20 protein-coding genes and 2 pseudogenes are annotated in these 18500 nt (G+C 33.6%); 17 read left to right on the top strand and 5 right to left on the bottom strand.

The window, feature by feature from the left end:
• The first annotated feature begins 22 nt into the window (after positions 1-22).
• Both DM800_RS01985 and DM800_RS01980 read left to right on the top strand, forming a co-directional pair.
• Entirely contained in the window at positions 23-220 is a 198-nt protein-coding gene (locus DM800_RS01985; RefSeq protein WP_087982841.1) for a DUF4083 domain-containing protein, read from the top strand.
• Positions 221-250: 30 nt separating this feature from the next.
• A complete protein-coding gene (locus DM800_RS01980) occupies positions 251-712 on the top strand; it encodes an NUDIX hydrolase (protein ID WP_046954986.1) in 462 nt (153 codons plus the stop codon).
• 45 nt (positions 713-757) lie between these two features.
• Here the strand turns inward: DM800_RS01980 and nadE are convergent, their stop codons facing one another.
• Entirely contained in the window at positions 758-1576 is an 819-nt protein-coding gene (nadE, locus tag DM800_RS01975) for an ammonia-dependent NAD(+) synthetase (protein ID WP_087982839.1), read from the bottom strand.
• 270 nt (positions 1577-1846) lie between these two features.
• Here nadE and DM800_RS01970 point away from each other — a divergent pair, with 270 nt between their 5' ends.
• From DM800_RS01970 to galT, 4 genes are all read left to right on the top strand, one after another.
• Entirely contained in the window at positions 1847-3727 is a 1881-nt protein-coding gene (locus DM800_RS01970; protein WP_147786293.1) for an ABC transporter permease, read from the top strand.
• Between the two features lie 115 nt (positions 3728-3842).
• A complete protein-coding gene (locus tag DM800_RS01965; RefSeq protein WP_048543174.1) occupies positions 3843-4130 on the top strand; it encodes an AbrB/MazE/SpoVT family DNA-binding domain-containing protein in 288 nt (95 codons plus the stop codon).
• A gap of 275 nt (positions 4131-4405) precedes the next feature.
• Positions 4406-5356, top strand: a complete 951-nt coding sequence (locus tag DM800_RS01960; RefSeq protein WP_088063095.1) for a serine protease — start codon at positions 4406-4408, stop codon at positions 5354-5356.
• 210 nt (positions 5357-5566) lie between these two features.
• Positions 5567-7063, top strand: coding sequence for a UDP-glucose--hexose-1-phosphate uridylyltransferase (gene galT, locus DM800_RS01955; RefSeq protein ID WP_147786292.1), 1497 nt, complete (start codon positions 5567-5569; stop codon positions 7061-7063).
• A gap of 304 nt (positions 7064-7367) precedes the next feature.
• On the opposite strand, the gene DM800_RS01950 is transcribed toward galT, so the two are convergent.
• Positions 7368-7676 (bottom strand): ArsR/SmtB family transcription factor, encoded by a 309-nt coding sequence (locus tag DM800_RS01950; RefSeq protein WP_098500409.1) that lies wholly within the window; start codon positions 7674-7676, stop codon positions 7368-7370.
• Positions 7677-7784: 108 nt separating this feature from the next.
• Between DM800_RS01950 and DM800_RS01945 the strand changes: the two genes are divergently transcribed.
• Both DM800_RS01945 and DM800_RS29855 read left to right on the top strand, forming a co-directional pair.
• The gene (locus DM800_RS01945) at positions 7785-8720 is read left to right on the top strand and encodes an aldo/keto reductase (protein ID WP_147786291.1); all 936 of its coding nucleotides are present in this window, start codon (positions 7785-7787) and stop codon (positions 8718-8720) included.
• Between the two features lie 60 nt (positions 8721-8780).
• A pseudogene (locus DM800_RS29855) lies at positions 8781-8967 on the top strand (hypothetical protein).
• Positions 8968-9013: 46 nt separating this feature from the next.
• Here the strand turns inward: DM800_RS29855 and DM800_RS01935 are convergent.
• Together DM800_RS01935 and DM800_RS01930 are read right to left on the bottom strand one after the other, a co-directional pair.
• Positions 9014-9238, bottom strand: a complete 225-nt coding sequence (locus tag DM800_RS01935; RefSeq protein ID WP_000162604.1) for a hypothetical protein — start codon at positions 9236-9238, stop codon at positions 9014-9016.
• Positions 9239-9322: 84 nt separating this feature from the next.
• Positions 9323-9670 (bottom strand): DUF4257 domain-containing protein, encoded by a 348-nt coding sequence (locus DM800_RS01930; RefSeq protein ID WP_060490074.1) that lies wholly within the window; start codon positions 9668-9670, stop codon positions 9323-9325.
• Between the two features lie 196 nt (positions 9671-9866).
• Here DM800_RS01930 and DM800_RS01925 point away from each other — a divergent pair, with 196 nt between their 5' ends.
• From DM800_RS01925 to DM800_RS01905, 6 genes and pseudogenes are all read left to right on the top strand, one after another.
• Entirely contained in the window at positions 9867-10424 is a 558-nt protein-coding gene (locus DM800_RS01925; protein ID WP_147786290.1) for a DinB family protein, read from the top strand.
• Positions 10425-10576: 152 nt separating this feature from the next.
• The gene (rsgA, locus tag DM800_RS01920) at positions 10577-11626 is read left to right on the top strand and encodes a ribosome small subunit-dependent GTPase A (RefSeq protein ID WP_147786289.1); all 1050 of its coding nucleotides are present in this window, start codon (positions 10577-10579) and stop codon (positions 11624-11626) included.
• A 206-nt stretch (positions 11627-11832) separates the two neighbouring features.
• Positions 11833-12873: pseudogene (locus DM800_RS30030) on the top strand (HAMP domain-containing protein); the annotation flags it as partial.
• Positions 12868-13815: a methyl-accepting chemotaxis protein gene (locus DM800_RS30025; RefSeq protein ID WP_432206306.1), complete on the top strand. Its 948-nt coding sequence runs from the start codon at positions 12868-12870 to the stop codon at positions 13813-13815. The pseudogene DM800_RS30030 and the gene DM800_RS30025, both read left to right, overlap by 6 nt.
• Positions 13816-14010: 195 nt before the next feature.
• On the top strand, positions 14011-14316 hold the full coding sequence (locus DM800_RS01910; RefSeq protein ID WP_000539573.1) for a hypothetical protein: 306 nt from the start codon (positions 14011-14013) through the stop codon (positions 14314-14316).
• Positions 14317-14612: 296 nt separating this feature from the next.
• Positions 14613-14981, top strand: coding sequence for a DUF3979 family protein (locus DM800_RS01905; RefSeq protein ID WP_000965083.1), 369 nt, complete (start codon positions 14613-14615; stop codon positions 14979-14981).
• Positions 14982-15017: 36 nt separating this feature from the next.
• Here the strand turns inward: DM800_RS01905 and DM800_RS01900 are convergent, their stop codons facing one another.
• Entirely contained in the window at positions 15018-16058 is a 1041-nt protein-coding gene (locus tag DM800_RS01900; RefSeq protein WP_087982788.1) for a YkvI family membrane protein, read from the bottom strand.
• Between the two features lie 241 nt (positions 16059-16299).
• Here DM800_RS01900 and DM800_RS01895 point away from each other — a divergent pair, with 241 nt between their 5' ends.
• The 3 genes from DM800_RS01895 (at position 16300) to DM800_RS01885 (ending at position 18458) form a co-directional block, all read left to right on the top strand.
• On the top strand, positions 16300-16743 hold the full coding sequence (locus tag DM800_RS01895; protein WP_000105195.1) for a Dps family protein: 444 nt from the start codon (positions 16300-16302) through the stop codon (positions 16741-16743).
• A gap of 107 nt (positions 16744-16850) precedes the next feature.
• Complete coding sequence (locus tag DM800_RS01890) at positions 16851-17306, top strand: DUF3939 domain-containing protein (RefSeq protein ID WP_060490081.1); 456 nt, start codon at positions 16851-16853, stop codon at positions 17304-17306.
• 207 nt (positions 17307-17513) lie between these two features.
• On the top strand, positions 17514-18458 hold the full coding sequence (locus DM800_RS01885) for an alpha/beta hydrolase (protein ID WP_147786287.1): 945 nt from the start codon (positions 17514-17516) through the stop codon (positions 18456-18458).
• The last annotated feature ends 42 nt before the right edge of the window (positions 18459-18500 follow it).

Raw genomic sequence — 18500 nt, 5'->3', positions numbered from 1 at the left:
AAAGGAAGGATGTGGGATTTGAATGAATTTGTTCGAAAGTAATATTTTTACATTGATATATACTTGTTTAGTAATCGGACTTATCGTTTTGTTTTTCCTATCATTTACTTTGTTCCTTAGAAAATTATTGCAAAACAGCGCTGCAAAAAAACAACATGTAATTAATATGAATAATAAGCTAGATCGAATGATTGAATTGCTTGAAAAAGATAAGAAATAATGATAGAAGATGTATGAAAAGGGGAAGAGGATGGCTAATTATATAAAAGAATTACGTGAAAAAGTAGGTCACGACTGTGTTCTCATAAACTTTGCGGGTGGTTGTGTGTTGAATGAACATGGAGAAGTATTACTGCAAAAAAGAGGTGATTTTAACGCTTGGGGATTTCCTGGCGGTGCAATGGAAATTGGAGAATCTGCCGCAGAAACCGCGATTCGAGAAATAAAAGAAGAAACAGGTTATGACGTGGAAATAAATGAGCTTATCGGGGTGTATACAAAATATTTTCAAGCATATCCAAATGGAGATAATGCCCAGTCAATTTTAATATTCTTTTCATGCTCAATTGCCGGTGGAGAGCAAAAAGTAGACGGTGATGAAACGTTGGAATTGAAGTTTTTCCCGCTAAACAAAATGCCACCATTGTTTAATCAACAACATGAGGATTGTTTACAGGACTTACTAGAGAAAAGAGTAGGGGTGTATCGTTAACATAAAAAAGAAGCTAATGAGATTAGCTTCTTTTTTATGTTTTATTTATTTCCACCAATCATCAAACATTGATGCTGGAACTTGTCTTTTATGTTCGCTCACTGTGTAACGTTTTTCAATTTTTTCTGCAACGTCAGTTGGAACTGCTTTACCTTCTAAATAATCATCTAGTTGATCATACGAAATACCTAACTCCGTTTCATCAGCTTGACCTGGTTTTTCATCCAATAAATCAGCAGTTGGCATTTTTAAGTAAAGTCGCTCATCCGCACCTAATTCTTGTAAAAGAGCACGTCCTTGACGTTTCGTTAAACCCGTTAATGGTAATAGGTCTGCACCACCATCTCCGAATTTTGTAAAGAATCCTGTAACAGCTTCTGCCGCGTGATCAGTTCCGATAACAAGTAGACCTTTTTGTCCTCCAATTGCATATTGTGTAACCATACGGATACGTGCTTTCACGTTACCTTTATTGAAATCTGTTAATGATTCACCTAATAAGTTTTCGTATTGGTTTGAGAAAGAGTCAACTGTTGAAGCGATATCAAATGCAACAGATTGATCAGCTTGAATAAATTGTAATGCTAATTGTGCATCATCTTCGTCTTTTTGCACTTTATAAGGAAGACGCACGGCGATAAACGTTGCGTTACCACCTTCATTACGAATTTCCTCCACTGCAAGCTGAGCTAAACGTCCAGCTAATGTAGAGTCTTGTCCGCCACTAATGCCAAGTACAAATCCTTTTGCACCTGTTTTTTTCACATAATCTTTTAAGAAATCAACACGTTTACGGATTTCTGCTTTCGGATCAATTACAGGCTGAACATGTAATGCTTTCATAATCTGTTCTTGTAATGTCATTATGTTTCCTCCTATTCATATTAAAGCGGTAAATAAGTTTATATGTATATTGGTACATACTTCTATCCTTTATTATTTCGCAAAACTAACGAATATACAATAGGATGCGTGTATGAATATGAATGTAGTCATTATAATGAAACTCTTTCGTTTAAGCAATTTTTTTTAAACCTTTCAATAATGTAAGGTTTTTGTCATTTGAATCGATGGAAGGTATTTCCGGACTTTACTAATATAAGAACATAGTTAGTAGAAGGGCGGAGAAGGAATATGAACATTAGAGAACTCGCATATCGAAATGTAACACGAAATAGACGAACATACTCAGCATATTTTTTAAGTAGTGCATTTGCCATTATGGCCTTTTTTGTTTATTCATTTTTTGCGTTTCATCCCGCATTAAGTGCTGGACAATTGGGACGATACGTATTCGTAAGTATGTCTTTTGCACAGTCCATTATTTACTTATTTACGTTTTTCTTTATTTTATATTCGATGGGAATGTTTTTAAAAACGAGAAAGCGTGAATTAGGAATTTTAATGATGTTAGGTATGACGAAATATCAATTAAAGCGTCTTATCTTCTTTGAAAATATTATGATTGGGATAGGGGCTATTATTTTTGGAATACTTGCAGGAATGCTATTTTCCGGAATGTTAATATTTGTAGCTCCGATGATATTAAAATTAGATATTTCCTTAGCTTATTACATACCAATGAAAGCCATTGTTGTAACGAGCATTATGTTTTTCGTATTATTTATGATCATTTCATTGTTTAGTGCAGGAATGATTCGGAAAAATAAAATTATGAAATTGTTTAGAGGATCAGCAGAAGCGAAGCCGGAACCGAAAGCTTCCATTATTTCTTCTATATTAGCGGTCATATTGCTTAGTGCGGGATATGCGGGAGCGCTTATGTCACACGGTGCAATGGTATTTGTCATGATGATTCCTGTTACAACGGTAGTCATTATTGGTACATATTTGCTGTACAAGCAGTTGAGTGTCTTTATTATTAGACTATGTAAAAAAAGTAAACGTTTCTATTGGACACAGACAAATATTGTTACGTTATCAGATTTAGCTTACCGTATGAGAGACAACGCCAGAATGTTCTTTATTGTAACTATTATTTCAACTGTAGCATTTTCAGCAATAGGTACATTAGTAGGTTTCACGTCCATGACGAAAGGGATTATGGAGAGACCAATTGCGTTTCAGTATCATTCTAAGCAAGGAAATAGTAATGAATCACAGCATTTGAAGATGATTGATGAAGGATTAAAGAAACATAGTATAACAGCTTCTAAAGCTACTATTTCAACGAAAAGGGCGGAGGAGCAGTCGTTAAGAAGTGCTATTTTCATAAAAGAATCAGATTATAAGGAATATGCGAAGTTAACAGGAGAACCATTTCAAACTGTAGCAAATAAAGAAGCTTTATTTTTATCAGTCGATATACCAGGCCCACCGATGAAAGAAAGAAAAGAAATTACTTTACCACATTTGAATGAATCTTTAAAAGTGAAAAAAGTTAATACTTCTTCATTAAGTAAAATACTAAGAGGTAACGTTTATGTAATCTCTAAAAATCAATATGATGCATTACAAGATGGATTTAAAGAGGAAAAAGATTATGTGTACAAAACAGAAGGAACGAAAGATGAAATAGAGGTTGGTAAAGAGCTTACGCATCAAATGAAGACTTATGAAGAACATGCAACGTTTAGTGCGGAAGAGTACGAACAAAACCAAAGTTTACAAATAGCAGGACCAATTTTATTTGTAGGTTTCTTTATTGGTATAGTATTTTTCGTATGTGCAGGAAGCTTCCTTTACTTCCGTTTGTTTTCTGATTTAGAGGATGATACTCGTTTGTTTGAAATGATTAGAAAAGTAGGTTTAACGAGCGGAGAATTATCGAAAGTAGTTACAATTCGATTAGCACTATTATTCTTCGTTCCAATAGGTGTTGCAACATTACACGGGGCAGTAGCGTTAACTGCACTGGGACAGATGTTTGAGTACTCATTATTTAAAGAAAATGCGATTGTATTAAGTGTTTTCGTAGGAATTCAAGTTGTATATTTCTTATTGATACGATCTCGTTATTTAAAACAATTGAAAGAGAGATTACGTATTAGTTAAATGTGTATTTTTAACTTGAGTACAAAATTTTCTAAAAAGATACAAGTATTACCAAAAAGTGATAAAATGGAAAGAGCGAGGTGGAAAAATTAATAGAAAGTAAGGGGGGAGTAATATGAAAGCAACAGGAATTATTCGAAAAGTAGACGAATTAGGACGAATTGTTATTCCTAAAGAGTTACGAGAAGTATTAGGAATACAAATCAAATCACCACTTGAAATTTTCGTAGAAGAAGATAAAGTCATTTTACAAAAATATCAACCTTACAATGCTTGTCAAATAACAGGTGATGTTTCAAATCAAAACATATCATTAGCAAATGGAAACATTACTGTTAGTATAGATGGAGCGAAACATTTAATAAAAGAAATAGAGAAGTTTTTAAATAAGAGTGAGGCTTAGTCTTAATTTATTTTATTTTTAAAATTTCATATCATTCTTTAAAAACTATGAAAGGACCATTAAATTGGTCCTTTTATTTTGGTTATTGGTTGTACCAATCGAATTTTTGGTGAATAAAAATTACGAGATAAATAAAAAGAGTAGTATAGAATTAGTAAGCTATATTGAGAAATATTTTTAAGGAAGGAAAACGAAACGAATAAAACGAATGTTACATTTAAACCTTTTCAAAAGTGGTCTGAAATGAAAATAATATATTTTCAGGAGGGATTACGATGAATAGTAGTACAGCGAATAAACAAAAAGGTATACAATTGATTCCTTTTACAGTAGATAAGGTGGTTGAACAAGTAAATGAAATTCCACCAGGTGTACAACTCATTCATGCTCCACAAGTATGGGAGAAGAGTGCGAAAGGAAATGATATTGTTGTTGCCGTATTAGATACAGGTTGTGATGTGAATCATATAGATTTAAAGGATCGCATTATCGGTGGAAGAAATTTCACGAAAGATTACGAAGGGGATCCAAATATTTATCTTGATAATAACGGACACGGTACTCATGTAGCGGGGACAATTGCAGCGACTGAAAATGGTGTCGGTGTTTTAGGAGTTGCACCACTTGCTAAAATGTTAGTGTTAAAGGTTTTAGCGGGAGATGGTTCTGGAAGTTATGAGCAAATTATTGAGGCGATTCATTATGCTGTAAATTGGAGAGGGCCTAATAAAGAAAGAGTTAGAGTTATTTCAATGTCACTTGGTGGCCCGCAGGACGTTCCAGAATTACATGAAGCGATTCAAAATGCAGTAAAGCAAGATGTTCTCGTCGTATGTGCTGCTGGGAATAATGGAGATTGTAATGATAATACAGAGGAACTAGATTTCCCAGGTGCTTATTCCGAAGTAATTGAAGTCGGCGCTGTCAATTTAGAACGGAAAATCGCATGTTTTAGTAATTCGAATCAAGAAATTGATTTAGTGGCGCCAGGTGATGAAATATTATCTACGTATCCTGAAGGGAAATATGCGGTATTAAGTGGAACTTCTATGGCGACACCGCATGTCGCTGGAGCGCTGGCATTGCTCATTAAGCAGTGTGAGAGAGAATATGGTAGAAAGTTATCAGAGCCAGAAATATATGCACAACTTATTAAAAGAACTGTACCTTTAGGGTATGAACGTACATCTGAAGGGAATGGATTAATAGATTTATTAAAAGAATAGCAAATACTAAAAACATCTCATAATTTTATGAGATGTTTTTTTGTATGGCTTTGTCGAATATATCGTGGAATCTAGTATTTATTTCTTTTTCATGAAATGTTTATTAGGGTGGTGGTTATCCCATAGATCTGTTCATAAAATGATAAAAGGTACATAGAACTGGCATCGTAACAACGAAAACCGCTATAAGGTTAGAGGAGGTATATACTGATGATATATCAAGCTATCCAGCAGTTAATTGATCGTGCTATTGAAGTTCAATTAATTGAAAAAGAAGATGAAATATATACAAGGAATCAAATCCTTTCCTTACTTCGTTTAGATGACTTTGTAGTGGAAGCGTCAGCGCCCGCACCCGCAAAGAAAGCAATTTCGGAGTTATTGGAAGAGTTAATTGAATATGCTTGTATGCATAAAGTCATTGAGGCAGTAATGGACGAGAAGGAGATTTTAGCAAGTGCAATTATGGATGTTTTTATGTCCAAACCGTCCGTTATCAATTCTCTATTTTATGAAAAATACGAACAAAATCCGAAGGCTGCGACAAATTACTTCTATGAGTTAAGTAAAAACAGCAACTATATCCAAATGAAGCAAATTGCCAAAAATATAAATTATAAAGTAAATACGGAATATGGACCCATTGATATAACGATTAACTTATCAAAACCGGAAAAAGACCCGAAACAAATTGCTAGAGAGAGAGTATTGGAAAGTACAAATTATCCAAAATGTTTACTCTGTATTGAGAATGAAGGATATAGAGGCAGAATTGGACATCCAGCACGCTCGAATCATCGTATGATTCGTATGAATCTTACAGATGAAAGCTGGTTTCTACAGTATTCTCCGTATATATATTTCAATGAACACTGTATTGTATTGTCTTCAGAACACCGTGATATGAAAATTGACCGTCAAACATTTTTACGTTTGTTAAAATTTGTAGAAAAATTCCCGCATTATTTCCTTGGTTCTAATGCTGATTTGCCTATTGTAGGAGGATCTATTCTAACACATGACCATTATCAAGGTGGAAACTATGAATTTGCTATGGCAAATGCATCAAACGACCTAATTTTTGAACTAACTAACTTTCCAGAAATGCAATGTTCTATTATTAAATGGCCTATGTCAGTTATTCGCTTAAGAAGTAAAGACATAGAACAAATAGTAAATGCAGGGGAGTACATATTAGAGAGGTGGAAGGGATATAGTGATCCATCTGTTAATATATTTGCATTTACGAATGATATTCCACATAATACGATAACTCCGATTGCTCGTTACCGGAATAGTATGTACGAATTGGATCTTGTTTTGCGGAACAATCGTACAAATGAAGAACATTCGTTAGGTATTTTCCACCCTCATGCGGAAATACAGCATATTAAAAAGGAAAATATCGGTCTAATTGAAGTAACGGGGTTAGCAGTACTTCCGGCGCGTTTAAAAACAGAACTTCAGGAAGTGGAAAAATTCTTACTTAACATTCCAAGTGATATTCCAACGCTTCATATACGATGGGCTGAACAATTAAAAATCAAATATTACCATCGGATACATGAACAAAATGTACAGGAGATAGTAAGAGCAGAATTAGGACAGAAATTTATACAGGCGCTTGAAGATGCTGGCGTTTTTAAACGAGATGACGAAGGGATATCGGCATTTAAACGTTTTATTCAGAGGTTAAATAAGGAATGAACTTAGTAGTGATGGTGATTACAAAATGACCTAATTATATGATAAGGGAGGTAATAATATGGAGGAGTGTGAGCATAAGCAACTACAGGAATTGAAACAGATAGGCGGCCCTATATTAATGATGTGTATAAAATGTAATCAAATAATTAAAGTGTCCAAAGGATCCAGTACAAAAATAAAGTGAAAAGAATGAAGCGTATATATTTCTAGTGTGTGATGAACAAAGTTCCTTCTGATTAAAGTTGCATTTTATTAAAAGAATAGAACCATACTAAAAAACATCTCATATGAATATGAGATGTTTTTAGTATGGTTCTGCCGCATGTAATACGACGTCTAATAAACCAGGGAATCTAGCATGTAAGTCATCTTCACGAATTGAAATGAAACGTTGTGTTCCTTCAATGCGTGTATACATAACACCGGATTCACGTAAAACCTTGAAATGGTGAGATAAAGTTGATTTCGCAATTGGAATGTTTAACGCACCACAAGATTGTTCATTTTTCTCTAATAGCATCGTTACAATTTGTAAACGAATTTGATCGCTAAGTGCGTATAAGACAGAAGAGAATTGAATTTCTTCTCGATTTGGATGATAGAGAGTACGCATTTTTTCACCTGCTTGTATAAGTTAATATAGTTTGCACTATAACATATAAAGTGGTATATTTCTATTGTTCGAATATGTTCGAACAATAGAAATATAGGGGGAGAAAAAATGAAATATACCAAATTGCAAAAGGCAGGACTACATATTTCGAAGTTAGGGCTAGGAACAAATGCTGTAGGGGGGCATAATTTATATGCTAATGTGAACGAAGAAGAAGGAAAACGATTAATAGAAGAAGCTATCCAGCGAGGGGTTACATTTTTTGATACAGCGGATTCATACGGTCTCGGTAGATCAGAGGAATTGGTAGGAGAAGTATTGAAAGGAAAACGTCAAGAAGTTGTACTTGCTACAAAAGGTGGAATACAGCCGTTATTAAATGGAGAAGTTTATATTAATAATGAACGAAGCTATTTAAGAAATGCTGTGGAAAATAGCTTAAGAAGATTACAAACTGATTATATTGATTTATATTATTTACATTTTACAAATCCAGAAACAAGTTACATAGATTCAATTGGAGAGCTTGCTCGTCTAAAAGAAGAAGGTAAAATTCGTGCAATTGGAATATCTAACGTAAACGTAGAGCAATTAAAAGAAGCGAATCAGCACAAACAAATAGATGTTGTACAATCACCGTATAATATGTTGGATCGTACTGCTGGAGAAGAACTTTTGCCGTATTGTATAGAATCAGGTATTTCATTTATACCATACGGGCCTCTTGCTTTTGGGATACTAGGTGGAAAATATACAGAAGATTTTAAATTAAACGAAGGCGATTGGCGTCAAAGTGTAAATCTATTTGAAGAAAATACATATAAGAGTAACTTTAAAAAAGTTGAGAAGTTAAAAGGTTTAGCTAAAGAAATGAATCTTGAAGTATCACATTTAGCTTTAGCATGGCTATTAAATAAAAAAGGAATTGATACTGTTATTCCTGGTGGGAAACGAGCGGAGCAAATAAGAGAAAGTGTAAGAGCGGTGGAAGTTTCATTAAATGAAAAGGTTATGGAAGAAATTAAATCTATTTTAGAAGATTAGTTGAGAAGAGGGGGAGTTCCCTCTTTTATATAAAAGGAGAAGAAATACATAAAGGAGTTTTTGAGTGCAGAGATTAAAGAAAATAGACAAATAGTATAAAGGTATCGTAATAAAGTTATGAGGAATCCAAAAATAAAAAATCCCTATAAAAATAGGGATTTATATATCGGCATATAGTTCCTTGGAAAAGGATATACTTAGTTTAGCATATAGGACTACTTATATTTGTGAAAAAGATGTGAAATAGATGTGAAAAAATCCCGTAATAAAAAGCACTGTTTTAGCTAATGTAACTAAAACAGTGCTTTTCTCTTTGATTGAACTGTTGCTGCATTTTCATCATGTATGCCTGCATCTTTAATAATTCGTTGTTTTGCTTTATTTAATAGATGGTCTACTGCTTCACCAAAATAATTAGCTTCGCTTTTTGTGCGGGCTTCTCGTAAACATTTATAGTTTTCTAGCAGTTCCTCTTTTTCAGTGTTTGTTAAGAAATCTTCTATTTTCTTTTTTGTCATACGAAACACCCTTTCTTCTGACAAACGACGCAATAGAAAATATTTATTGTTTATTATAGCAATAATTTTTAAAGAAAGTATAGACTAACGTCGTAATAATTTGTCAATTTCTTGAATCTTCTCATCAGCTTTCCCAATTTGTTTATTTTTAGCCTGCTCACCACCAAGCGCTTGGTGCAGTAAGAAAGTCTGACCGGAAATAGCAGTCACAATGGATACTTTAATAATTTCTTTTATTAAGGTAACATCGAATAAAACGAGTCCAAGAAGTGCAGCTAGACTACCAGTGAAAATATCAGTCAAAAACCCAAAGTGAAAAAAAGTTTTCAAACGGCGTGGAAGCAATAACTTACCTTGGTTATTGATTAGATGGGAAACGAAACCGGTAATGCCACCAACGAGTATAGCGGTTAGCCATTGATACATTTCCATCGAATCCACTCCTTTTAGTGAATAAGATTCGATTCTTTTATATTGATTCCTTTTAATATTTCATAGAAGCATATTGAGAAAGTTTGTTTGGGTTTATTACGTATTCAATTTAATTATAACAGAAAAATCTGATATATTTCAGTCTATTATATGAAGCGGTTATTCCTTAATATGAATGTAGAAAGGGGTGCGTGAGATGAATATAGATTATCGAATAAGAAGTATGGATGGTTATACAAAAAATATAGGGGAATTAGTAAGCATGCTGGAGCATACGAGGGCTGTAACATTACAGGAAATAAACGATCTATCAGTTGAGCAAGTAGATTTCATTATGACGAGTGGAGGGAATTCCATCGGAGCGTTACTAAAGCATATAGCAGCTATAGAAAAAGCCCATCAACTTATTTCATTTCAAGAGCGCGACTTTACAAAAGAAGAATTAGAAATATGGGAAGACGCACTGTATTTAGGGAAAGCGGGGAGAACAATCCGTGGTAATGAAATACAGTATTATATACAAATTCTACAAAGTGTTCGAGAAGAATCTCTGAAGTATTTGAATGAACAAGATGATGAATGGCTTATGTCAGAAAGAAAGTGGCCTAACGGTGTAGCGTATAACCAGCACTATCTGTGGTTTCATGTGCTAGAAGATGAGATTAGTCATCGTGGACAAATTAGAATGATGAAAAATAAAATGTTTGAAAATTGCGTTAAAAAAGGTAGCTTTTTAAATAAATATTCCATATAATGAGAGTAATTAAAATGAGAACGGGGTGATGTATTATGGTGAAAATAAAGTATATGAATCATAAACCAAATACAAAGGTGGATGGAAAGGGCGAGACTGTATAAGTGAGCGCACGATCCTTCCGCTTAGCTTAAACTAGGGAGGATATCAATTTGAATCAAAATATTTTAGAATCATTCGGCTGGGATTCTTTTTTTGAAGAACAAGCTGTAGAGAACTTTGAAGTAGGGCGTATTTTACTAGAGCATAAACATATATATCGAATTATTTGTAATGATGGTGAATATATGGCAGAGCTGTCTGGAAAGTTTCGACATGAAGCAGTAACGAAGGGAGATTATCCAGCGGTTGGCGATTGGGTGTATATAAAGAAAATAGAGAATGAAAAGAAAGCAATTATTCATCGTATTTTTCCAAGAAGAAGTTCTTTTTCTAGACAAGAGGCTGGTACTCGAACGGAAGAACAAGTAATAGCAGCAAATGTAGATTATCTATTTTTAGTAAATGCACTTAACCATGATTTTAACGTAAGAAGAATAGAACGTTATTTACTATTAGCGTATGAAAGTGGTGCAATGCCTGTTATTGTTTTAACAAAGAGTAGCTTATGTGAAGACGTGGAACAGAAAATTGTTGAAACGGAAGCTGTGGCAATTGGTGTTCCGATCTTCGTCGTTGATAGTTTAGAGCATGTTGGTATTGAATCGTTGCAGCAATTTGTTTCTCCAGGAAAAACAATTGCTTTAGTCGGGTCATCGGGGGTTGGAAAATCCACTTTGTTAAATGCACTCATAGGACTTGAAGTAGCAAAAACGGGAGATATTCGTGAGGAAGATAGTAAAGGAAGGCATACGACAACTCATCGTGAATTGTTCCGATTACCGAGTGGTGGTTTAGTTATTGATACTCCGGGTATGAGGGAGCTGCAGCTTTGGGAAGGAAGCGATGCAATTCAAACAATATTTTCTGATATTGAAGAATTAGCAAAAACGTGCCGTTTTAGGGATTGTAAACATGAAAATGAGCCAGGGTGCGCAGTGCATAATGCAATTGATAACGGAATTATTACGATAAATCGTTTGCAAAGCTATAAAAAATTACAAAGAGAACTGGCGTATTTTATGAGAAAACAAGATGCTATTCTTGCGAGAGCAGAGCGTGATAAGTGGAAAAAGATTTCTAAACAGCATAAAAAAATATGAAAAGCCAAAGGGTGGTTCCCTTTGGCTTTTTTTGCATTTGTAAATTTTATAATAATATTATTCAAATATATAGACAAAGGGAATTTAATTGTTTAAACTTTACAAAGTATTCATCATAATAGGTTATGAAAATAATAATTAGGGATTGGGAAATATTTATAATTCGTTACGTTTAACTTTTTAAATTGAAAAGCAGGAGGTTTGTAATGGGTAGACTATTAAATTTGTTTCGTGATATGAAAGTAGCAAAAAAACTACTAATTTCGTTTTTTGTCATTTTAATTGCGGCTGTCTCTATTATTGGAGGCATGTCTTATCAAACGGCTAAAAAGAACTTTGAATCACAAATTACGAGCAGTGCTCACGACAATATAAAAATATTAGATAATTTAATCAATCAAATGATTGAGGCGAAATTTAATGATGTAAATAATTTTGCACGGGTGATTCAAGGTAATATGTATCAAGGGGATAATCAAGATGAATTAAGAAAAATGTTATCTCAATATATTAATTTGAATAAAGATGTTGAACAAGTATACTTTGCTGGGAATGATAAGAAATTTGTGCAAGAACCAAATATACAAATGGCAGCAGACTATGATCCAACAGAACGTTCTTGGTATAAAGATGCAGTGGCAAAACAAGGGGGTATTGTCGTTACTGAGCCGTATAAGGCGCAAGGAAATGGACATATTGTCGTAACGATTGCAAAACAAGCAGAAGATAAAAACGGTGTTGTAGCAATAGATTTAAGTTTAGATAATTTATTAAAAACAACAAAGTTAATCAATATCGGTAAAAAGGGATATGCTTTCATTTTAGATGGAAAACAAAAAATAATTGCACATCCTCAAGAAAAATCAGGAGAAAAAGCAGCTGATTCTTGGGCGAAGAAAATTTATGAAGATAACCATGGTGCTTTTTCATATATGTATGATGGCAGCGAAAAACAAATGGTATTTGCTACAAATGTAAAAACAGGTTGGAAAATCGGTGGAACGATGTACTCAAATGAAATAATTGAAGCTGCGCAGCCTGTATTTTATAATATGTTAATTGTTATGTTCATTTCATTAGTTATAGGCGGAGCACTTATTTATTTTGTGACACTTTCTATAACGAAGCCATTAAAAAGATTAGTTGCTACTTCTAAAGAAATAAGTGAGGGAGATTTAACGCAAACAATCGAGATTCATTCTAATGATGAAATTGGCCAACTTGCAAAAGGATTCAATGAGATGACAGATGCATTGCGAACGTTAATTGGAAGAATTAATACGTCGGCTGGACATGTTGCAGCAGCATCAGAAGAGCTAACGGCAAGTGTAAGACAAGCGAGTGAAGCGACTGAGCAAATTACAATGGCAATGGATGAAATATCGAGCGGGGCAACAACGCAAACAACGAGCGTAGAAAATGGTGCAATGTTATTATTTGATGTAACAGAAGGAATTCAGCATGTAGCAAATAGTTCATCATCAATTAGTACGGCTTCTGCTCATACTCGTGAAAAAGCAGAAGATGGCGGGAAACTAGTAGGAAAAACAGTAAATCAAATGCAGTCTATTGCAGAATCTGTTTCACAATCAGATGAAGTTATACAGTTGCTAAATAATAAATCAAAACAAATTGGTGACATACTAGAAGTCATTCAAAATATTGCAGATCAAACGAATCTTCTAGCTTTGAATGCGGCAATTGAAGCTGCAAGAGCAGGAGAGCACGGAAGAGGATTTGCGATTGTTGCAGATGAAGTACGTAAATTGGCGGAGAAGTCTAGTGTATCTTCTAGTGAAATTAGTAAATTAATATGTGAAATACAAGATGACATGAGTAAGACTGTAAAATCTATGGGGCATGTAAATGAAGAAGTTCAATCTGGACTTGTTATTGCGAATGAAACGAAGCAAAACTTTACTGAGATTTTACTATCTACAAATGAAATTGCAGATCAAATTAAAACGATGGTTGAAACGGCTAACGGGATGTCAAAAGGTGCAAATGAAGTGTCTATTTCAGTAGGTCAAATTGCAATGACAGCACAGAACAATGCGACGAGTACTCAAAACGTTGCAGCATCAGCAGAAGAACAACTAGCGTCCATTGAGGAGATTAGTTCGGCGGCTGGTACATTATCTCAAATGGCTGAAGAGTTACAAGGGTTAATTGAAAGATTTAAAGTTTAACAGAGGACAGACTATCTCCAAAATAGCAGTATGCTATTGGAGTAGTCTGTTTTTATTATGTAAAATGAAATGAGATTGAGAGTATCTTTATAATATTTAAAGGTATATTTTGTATGATATTTGTCGAAAAATAGAGGTATTTGTTTGCTTTGTGTATAATTATAATCGTATAAAATGCAAATAAAGGAGATTACTATGGGAGTTTATTGGGGTACCAAAAGACATTCTTGGCTTAGTTATGTCTCATTTTGGTTAAGTATTTCATTTTTTATTGTCTTTCTAATTGAAGTGTTTATTTTAAAAACACTTTCGAATAGTTCGGTGCAAATTGTTAAATATTTTTATTTTATACTTGTACCAGTAAACATCTTTCTTAGTTTAAAGTTACTCTTTAAGAAGAATGAAAAGAAAGCATTACCTATTTTTAGTTTCATTGTATCATTATTATTTACAATTTTAATACTAGTATTAGCGTTAGTAGCTACGGGGAAATTCTTTTAAGGGGAGTGATAAAAGTCACTCTTCTTTTTTGTTATTGTAAGGAAATACTAAGCGGAGGATGGACAAAGAGTGCATTTACTTATGTTTGATATGATTGGAAAGCGTTAGAAGCATATTAAGAAATATAATGAGAGACAATTCATATAATAATGAAGAGAATCAGGTGTTTTACATGCAATTATGAAGCAAATGAATACGGTAAAAACGACGATATATGGTACAATACATATGGATAGTGATAGAGATAAAGGGTATATAAAATACTCATCGTTTTTTAGTAAGAGAGGGGTTATCTTATGCTATACGAGGATTTGATGACATTATTTCAAGCAGCTCCGAAAGAAGAAGGTAGAGGCGGCTGGAAATATATAATCCAGGAACGAAATGATAAATATGAAATTGTTGATGAACTGTTGAAAAATCAAATGAGTGTTGAATTGTATTTTAATGAATATGATGAGGTGAAAATCACTTTATATAAAGATGGAATGCCTATTTCTACTATGCAAAGAATTGCGATTTCAAAAGTTGAATTAGACGAAGAGGAAGAAGGAATTCAATTCGTTTTAGAACGTATGCCTAGTCGGATGATTCGGTTGCAATTAAAGCCATATTTAGCACTCGAAATGGGGCCGTACTGGGAAGTATGCGATGATTGTGAATGAACATAAAAGAAGCATCCAATAACATGGATGCTTCTTTTATGTTTTTTGAAGTTGTTTAAAAGCAATAATTGGCAGTAAAATGATGCTGACCCATCCAATTATAGGATATAGAATGTGGAGTAATTCACTGTAACCAATGTAACTAAAGCAATAACTAATTAGTAAAATGAAGAAAATAATATTGTTACTTTTCCATCTGGTGATGGATTGAATTTGTTTTGTCATTCCGAACACATTACCAACTAAAGTTGTGAACACTTCACCGAAAATGATAAGAACAAAGAAAAAGTGAAAAGTTGCATTGAATTTTCTTATGACTTCAGCCATTGGGATATTATATTGATAAAATTGATCGACTGATAAAATAGCTAAATGGCTACATAATAAAATTAAAGAAAGTCCTGCACCGCCTAAAATACCGCCCCATAAAATGGCCTTTCGATCTTTTACTTCACTGGCTAACGGGACGAGAACGCTTTGGGCGAGAGAAAGATTTAAGGCGACATATGTAATAGGACTAGTAATCCACTTCATATTCCAGCTTTCTGCAGGAATAGTGTCACTAATAGGAGTTGTACCGTGAAAAAAAGTTGTAATAGCAAGTCCGATAATAAAAATCATCATAATAGGTACGACAAGTGTATTAACTTCAAAAACCCCTTGTAATCCGCGACTACCTATAATGAGACAGGCGATCAATATAATGAAAATACCAAGTTGTCTTGGTAAACGAAGTTGCTCTTCAAATACCGCCCCAGCTCCTGATAACATAACGCTCGTTACACCAAATAATACGAGTAATAATAGTGTGTTTACAACATTGCCAACTACATCCCCAAATAAATATTTGTTAAATTCTTGCGCTGAAAATGCACCGATTTGTGATGAAAGTAACATCATCTTTGTGCCAAGCCAAATAAAAAAAAATCCACTTACACATATGCCAATTGTTCCATATAATCCGTTCACTGTAAAAAATTCAACGATTTCTCGTCCAGTAGCAAATCCAGCTCCAACGACTGTTCCAATATAAGTAGCAGCGACCTTCTTTGCTACTTGCCATTGTTGATTGTCCATGTTATCCCTCTTTCTACTACGATGAGCTTGATTTACTATTATGCATATGTATGAGCTTGGACAATTAGACGTATGAAGTGTTTGAAAACATACATGAATTAAAAGATATTAGGGAAGTATTAAAGGTGTTAAAACTTTGTTACATATGAGCCAATCGTTCGAAAGGATAGGAAATGTATGGTAACATGTAACTAGGTTATTAAAAGATAAACATTATGAAATGATAAGAGGAGTGGATTGTATGAGTACGAAAACAAATGTTGTTGAAGTATTAAACAAGCAGGTAGCAAACTGGAATGTGTTATATGTGAAACTACATAATTATCACTGGTATGTGACAGGACCACACTTCTTTACGTTACATGAGAAATTTGAAGAGTTTTACAATGAAGCTGGAACAAATATTGATGAATTAGCAGAACGTATTTTAGCGTTGGAAGGTAAACCGCTAGCGACAATGAAAGAATATCTTGCAACATCTAGTGTGAGTGAAGGGACAAGCAAGGAATCTGCAGAAGAAATGGTGCAAACATTAGTGAATGATTACTCTGCACTTATTCAAGAATTAAAAGAAGGTATGGAAGTTGCTGGCGAAGCTGGCGATGAAACATCAGCAGACATGTTGTTAGCGATTCATACAACATTAGAACAACATGTATGGATGCTAAGTGCGTTCTTAAAATAAATATAAGTATATAAAGAAAAAAGTCATTGAAAAATTCTTTCAATGGCTTTTTTTGTCATTTTTCAGTTTTCTTTTATGCTATAATATAGTAAAAAGGAGGCGATGCAATGTTTCGCTTTTTCAGAACTGGAAAAGAAGAGCGTGAAATTACGAAAGATGAATTAGAACAAGCGATGGCTAAGTTTCTAGAAACGAATGCTAATATTGTTTATACAGTATTAGTAAATGATGATTATACAGTAAATTATGATTTGTTAAAGCCGTATTTACTTGCATTTCCAACAAATAGTTTTCTTATTACGAAGGAAACGCTTGAGGTATTTGAACATACAGAAGAAAATCTAAACCTAGTTAAAGAAATTGATATCGTACAAAAAGCAGTAGATCAATACGTAACAGAAAAAGAAATGTTTCCAATTGTTGAAGGTAGTGAAGATCGCCTTATATGCGGGATGAAATTAGGGCCGTATTTAAATCGTATATTAAAAAGAGACTTATATATTTCAGAAAAACACTATTTAGTTTCAAGTAAACCAGACAGAAAAAAACAAAAGAGTGGGTAGATGTATTGAAAACAACAATAAATATATTGTTGTCTTTTTTTGTTTAGTAAAATATTGATTTTTCAGTTTATTAAATTTTATACTAAACTTATTGGACGAAGAGAAGTAATGATTAAGTATTGTTAGCGTGAGTTATATACAGTGATTACAGAATGGTATAAAGGTTTGAGAAATAAATATTATAAAAGATTACGGGGGAATGGATGTATGAAAAATAGTATGACTTACATTCAATTATTAAATGAAACGTTACATTGTTACGCAAATAAAGGGAGTTTGGAAGCGTACACTTATATAATGGAGCATGCTAAAGGTGTAGTGGGGAATAAAGCGCAAATATATAATTTTAAATATGCGCTAGCGAGTGCAGCGGGGCTTGAAGAAGAAGCGTTACAGATAATGAAGGAAGCTATTATAGACAATGGATTTTGGTACGGAAATGAGTATTTAATTTCGGACGATGATTTAACACCACTACATAAATTTGAAGAGTTTCATAAAATGGTTCAATTATGTAAAGAAAGAGAAGAATTAGCAAAGAAAACAGAACGAGCAGACGTGAAATATTTAGACAGCAATAAAGAAGGAAAACTATTTATTGCAATGCACGGGGATCAAGAAAATATAGAAATAATAGAACCATATTGGAAATCTGTTTTGACACAAGATTATACGTTAGCTTTACCACAATCTTCGCAAATTCAGTTTTCAGATGGATTTGTTTGGGATGATAAACATAGAGGGAAAGAGGAATTAAAAGAGCATTACGTTATGTTTATAGAAAATCATACAGTAGAAAGTGTAATAATTGGTGGTTTTTCTGCTGGCACAAGAGTAGCTTTGTATACAATTTTACAAAAAGATATAGATGTAGATGGTTTTATTTTTGTGGCGCCGTGGCTTCCAGAGATTGAAGAATGGAATGAGTTGTTGGAAGTGTTACAGAATAAAAATATAAAGGGATATATAGTGTGTGGGGATCAAGATGAAGATTGTTTCGAATGTACGCAGCAATTTGTACAATTATTAAGAGATAAGAATATAGAACATGAGTTTAAAGTTATACCCAATTTAAATCATGATTATCCTAAGGATTTTGATGAACTATTAAAAGAAGCTATTGAATATATAGACGACAAAAATAATAAGTAGTAAAAAAGGGAGATGCATCATAATTGATGTATCTCCCTTTTG

It is taken from the genome of Bacillus sp. AY18-3 (genome assembly GCF_008042305.1).
In the GTDB taxonomy this organism is placed as follows: Bacteria; Bacillota; Bacilli; order Bacillales; family Bacillaceae_G; genus Bacillus_A; species Bacillus_A wiedmannii.
The sequence above is the reverse complement of the archived record's forward strand: the minus strand, read 5'-3'. Positions and strand labels throughout refer to the sequence as shown.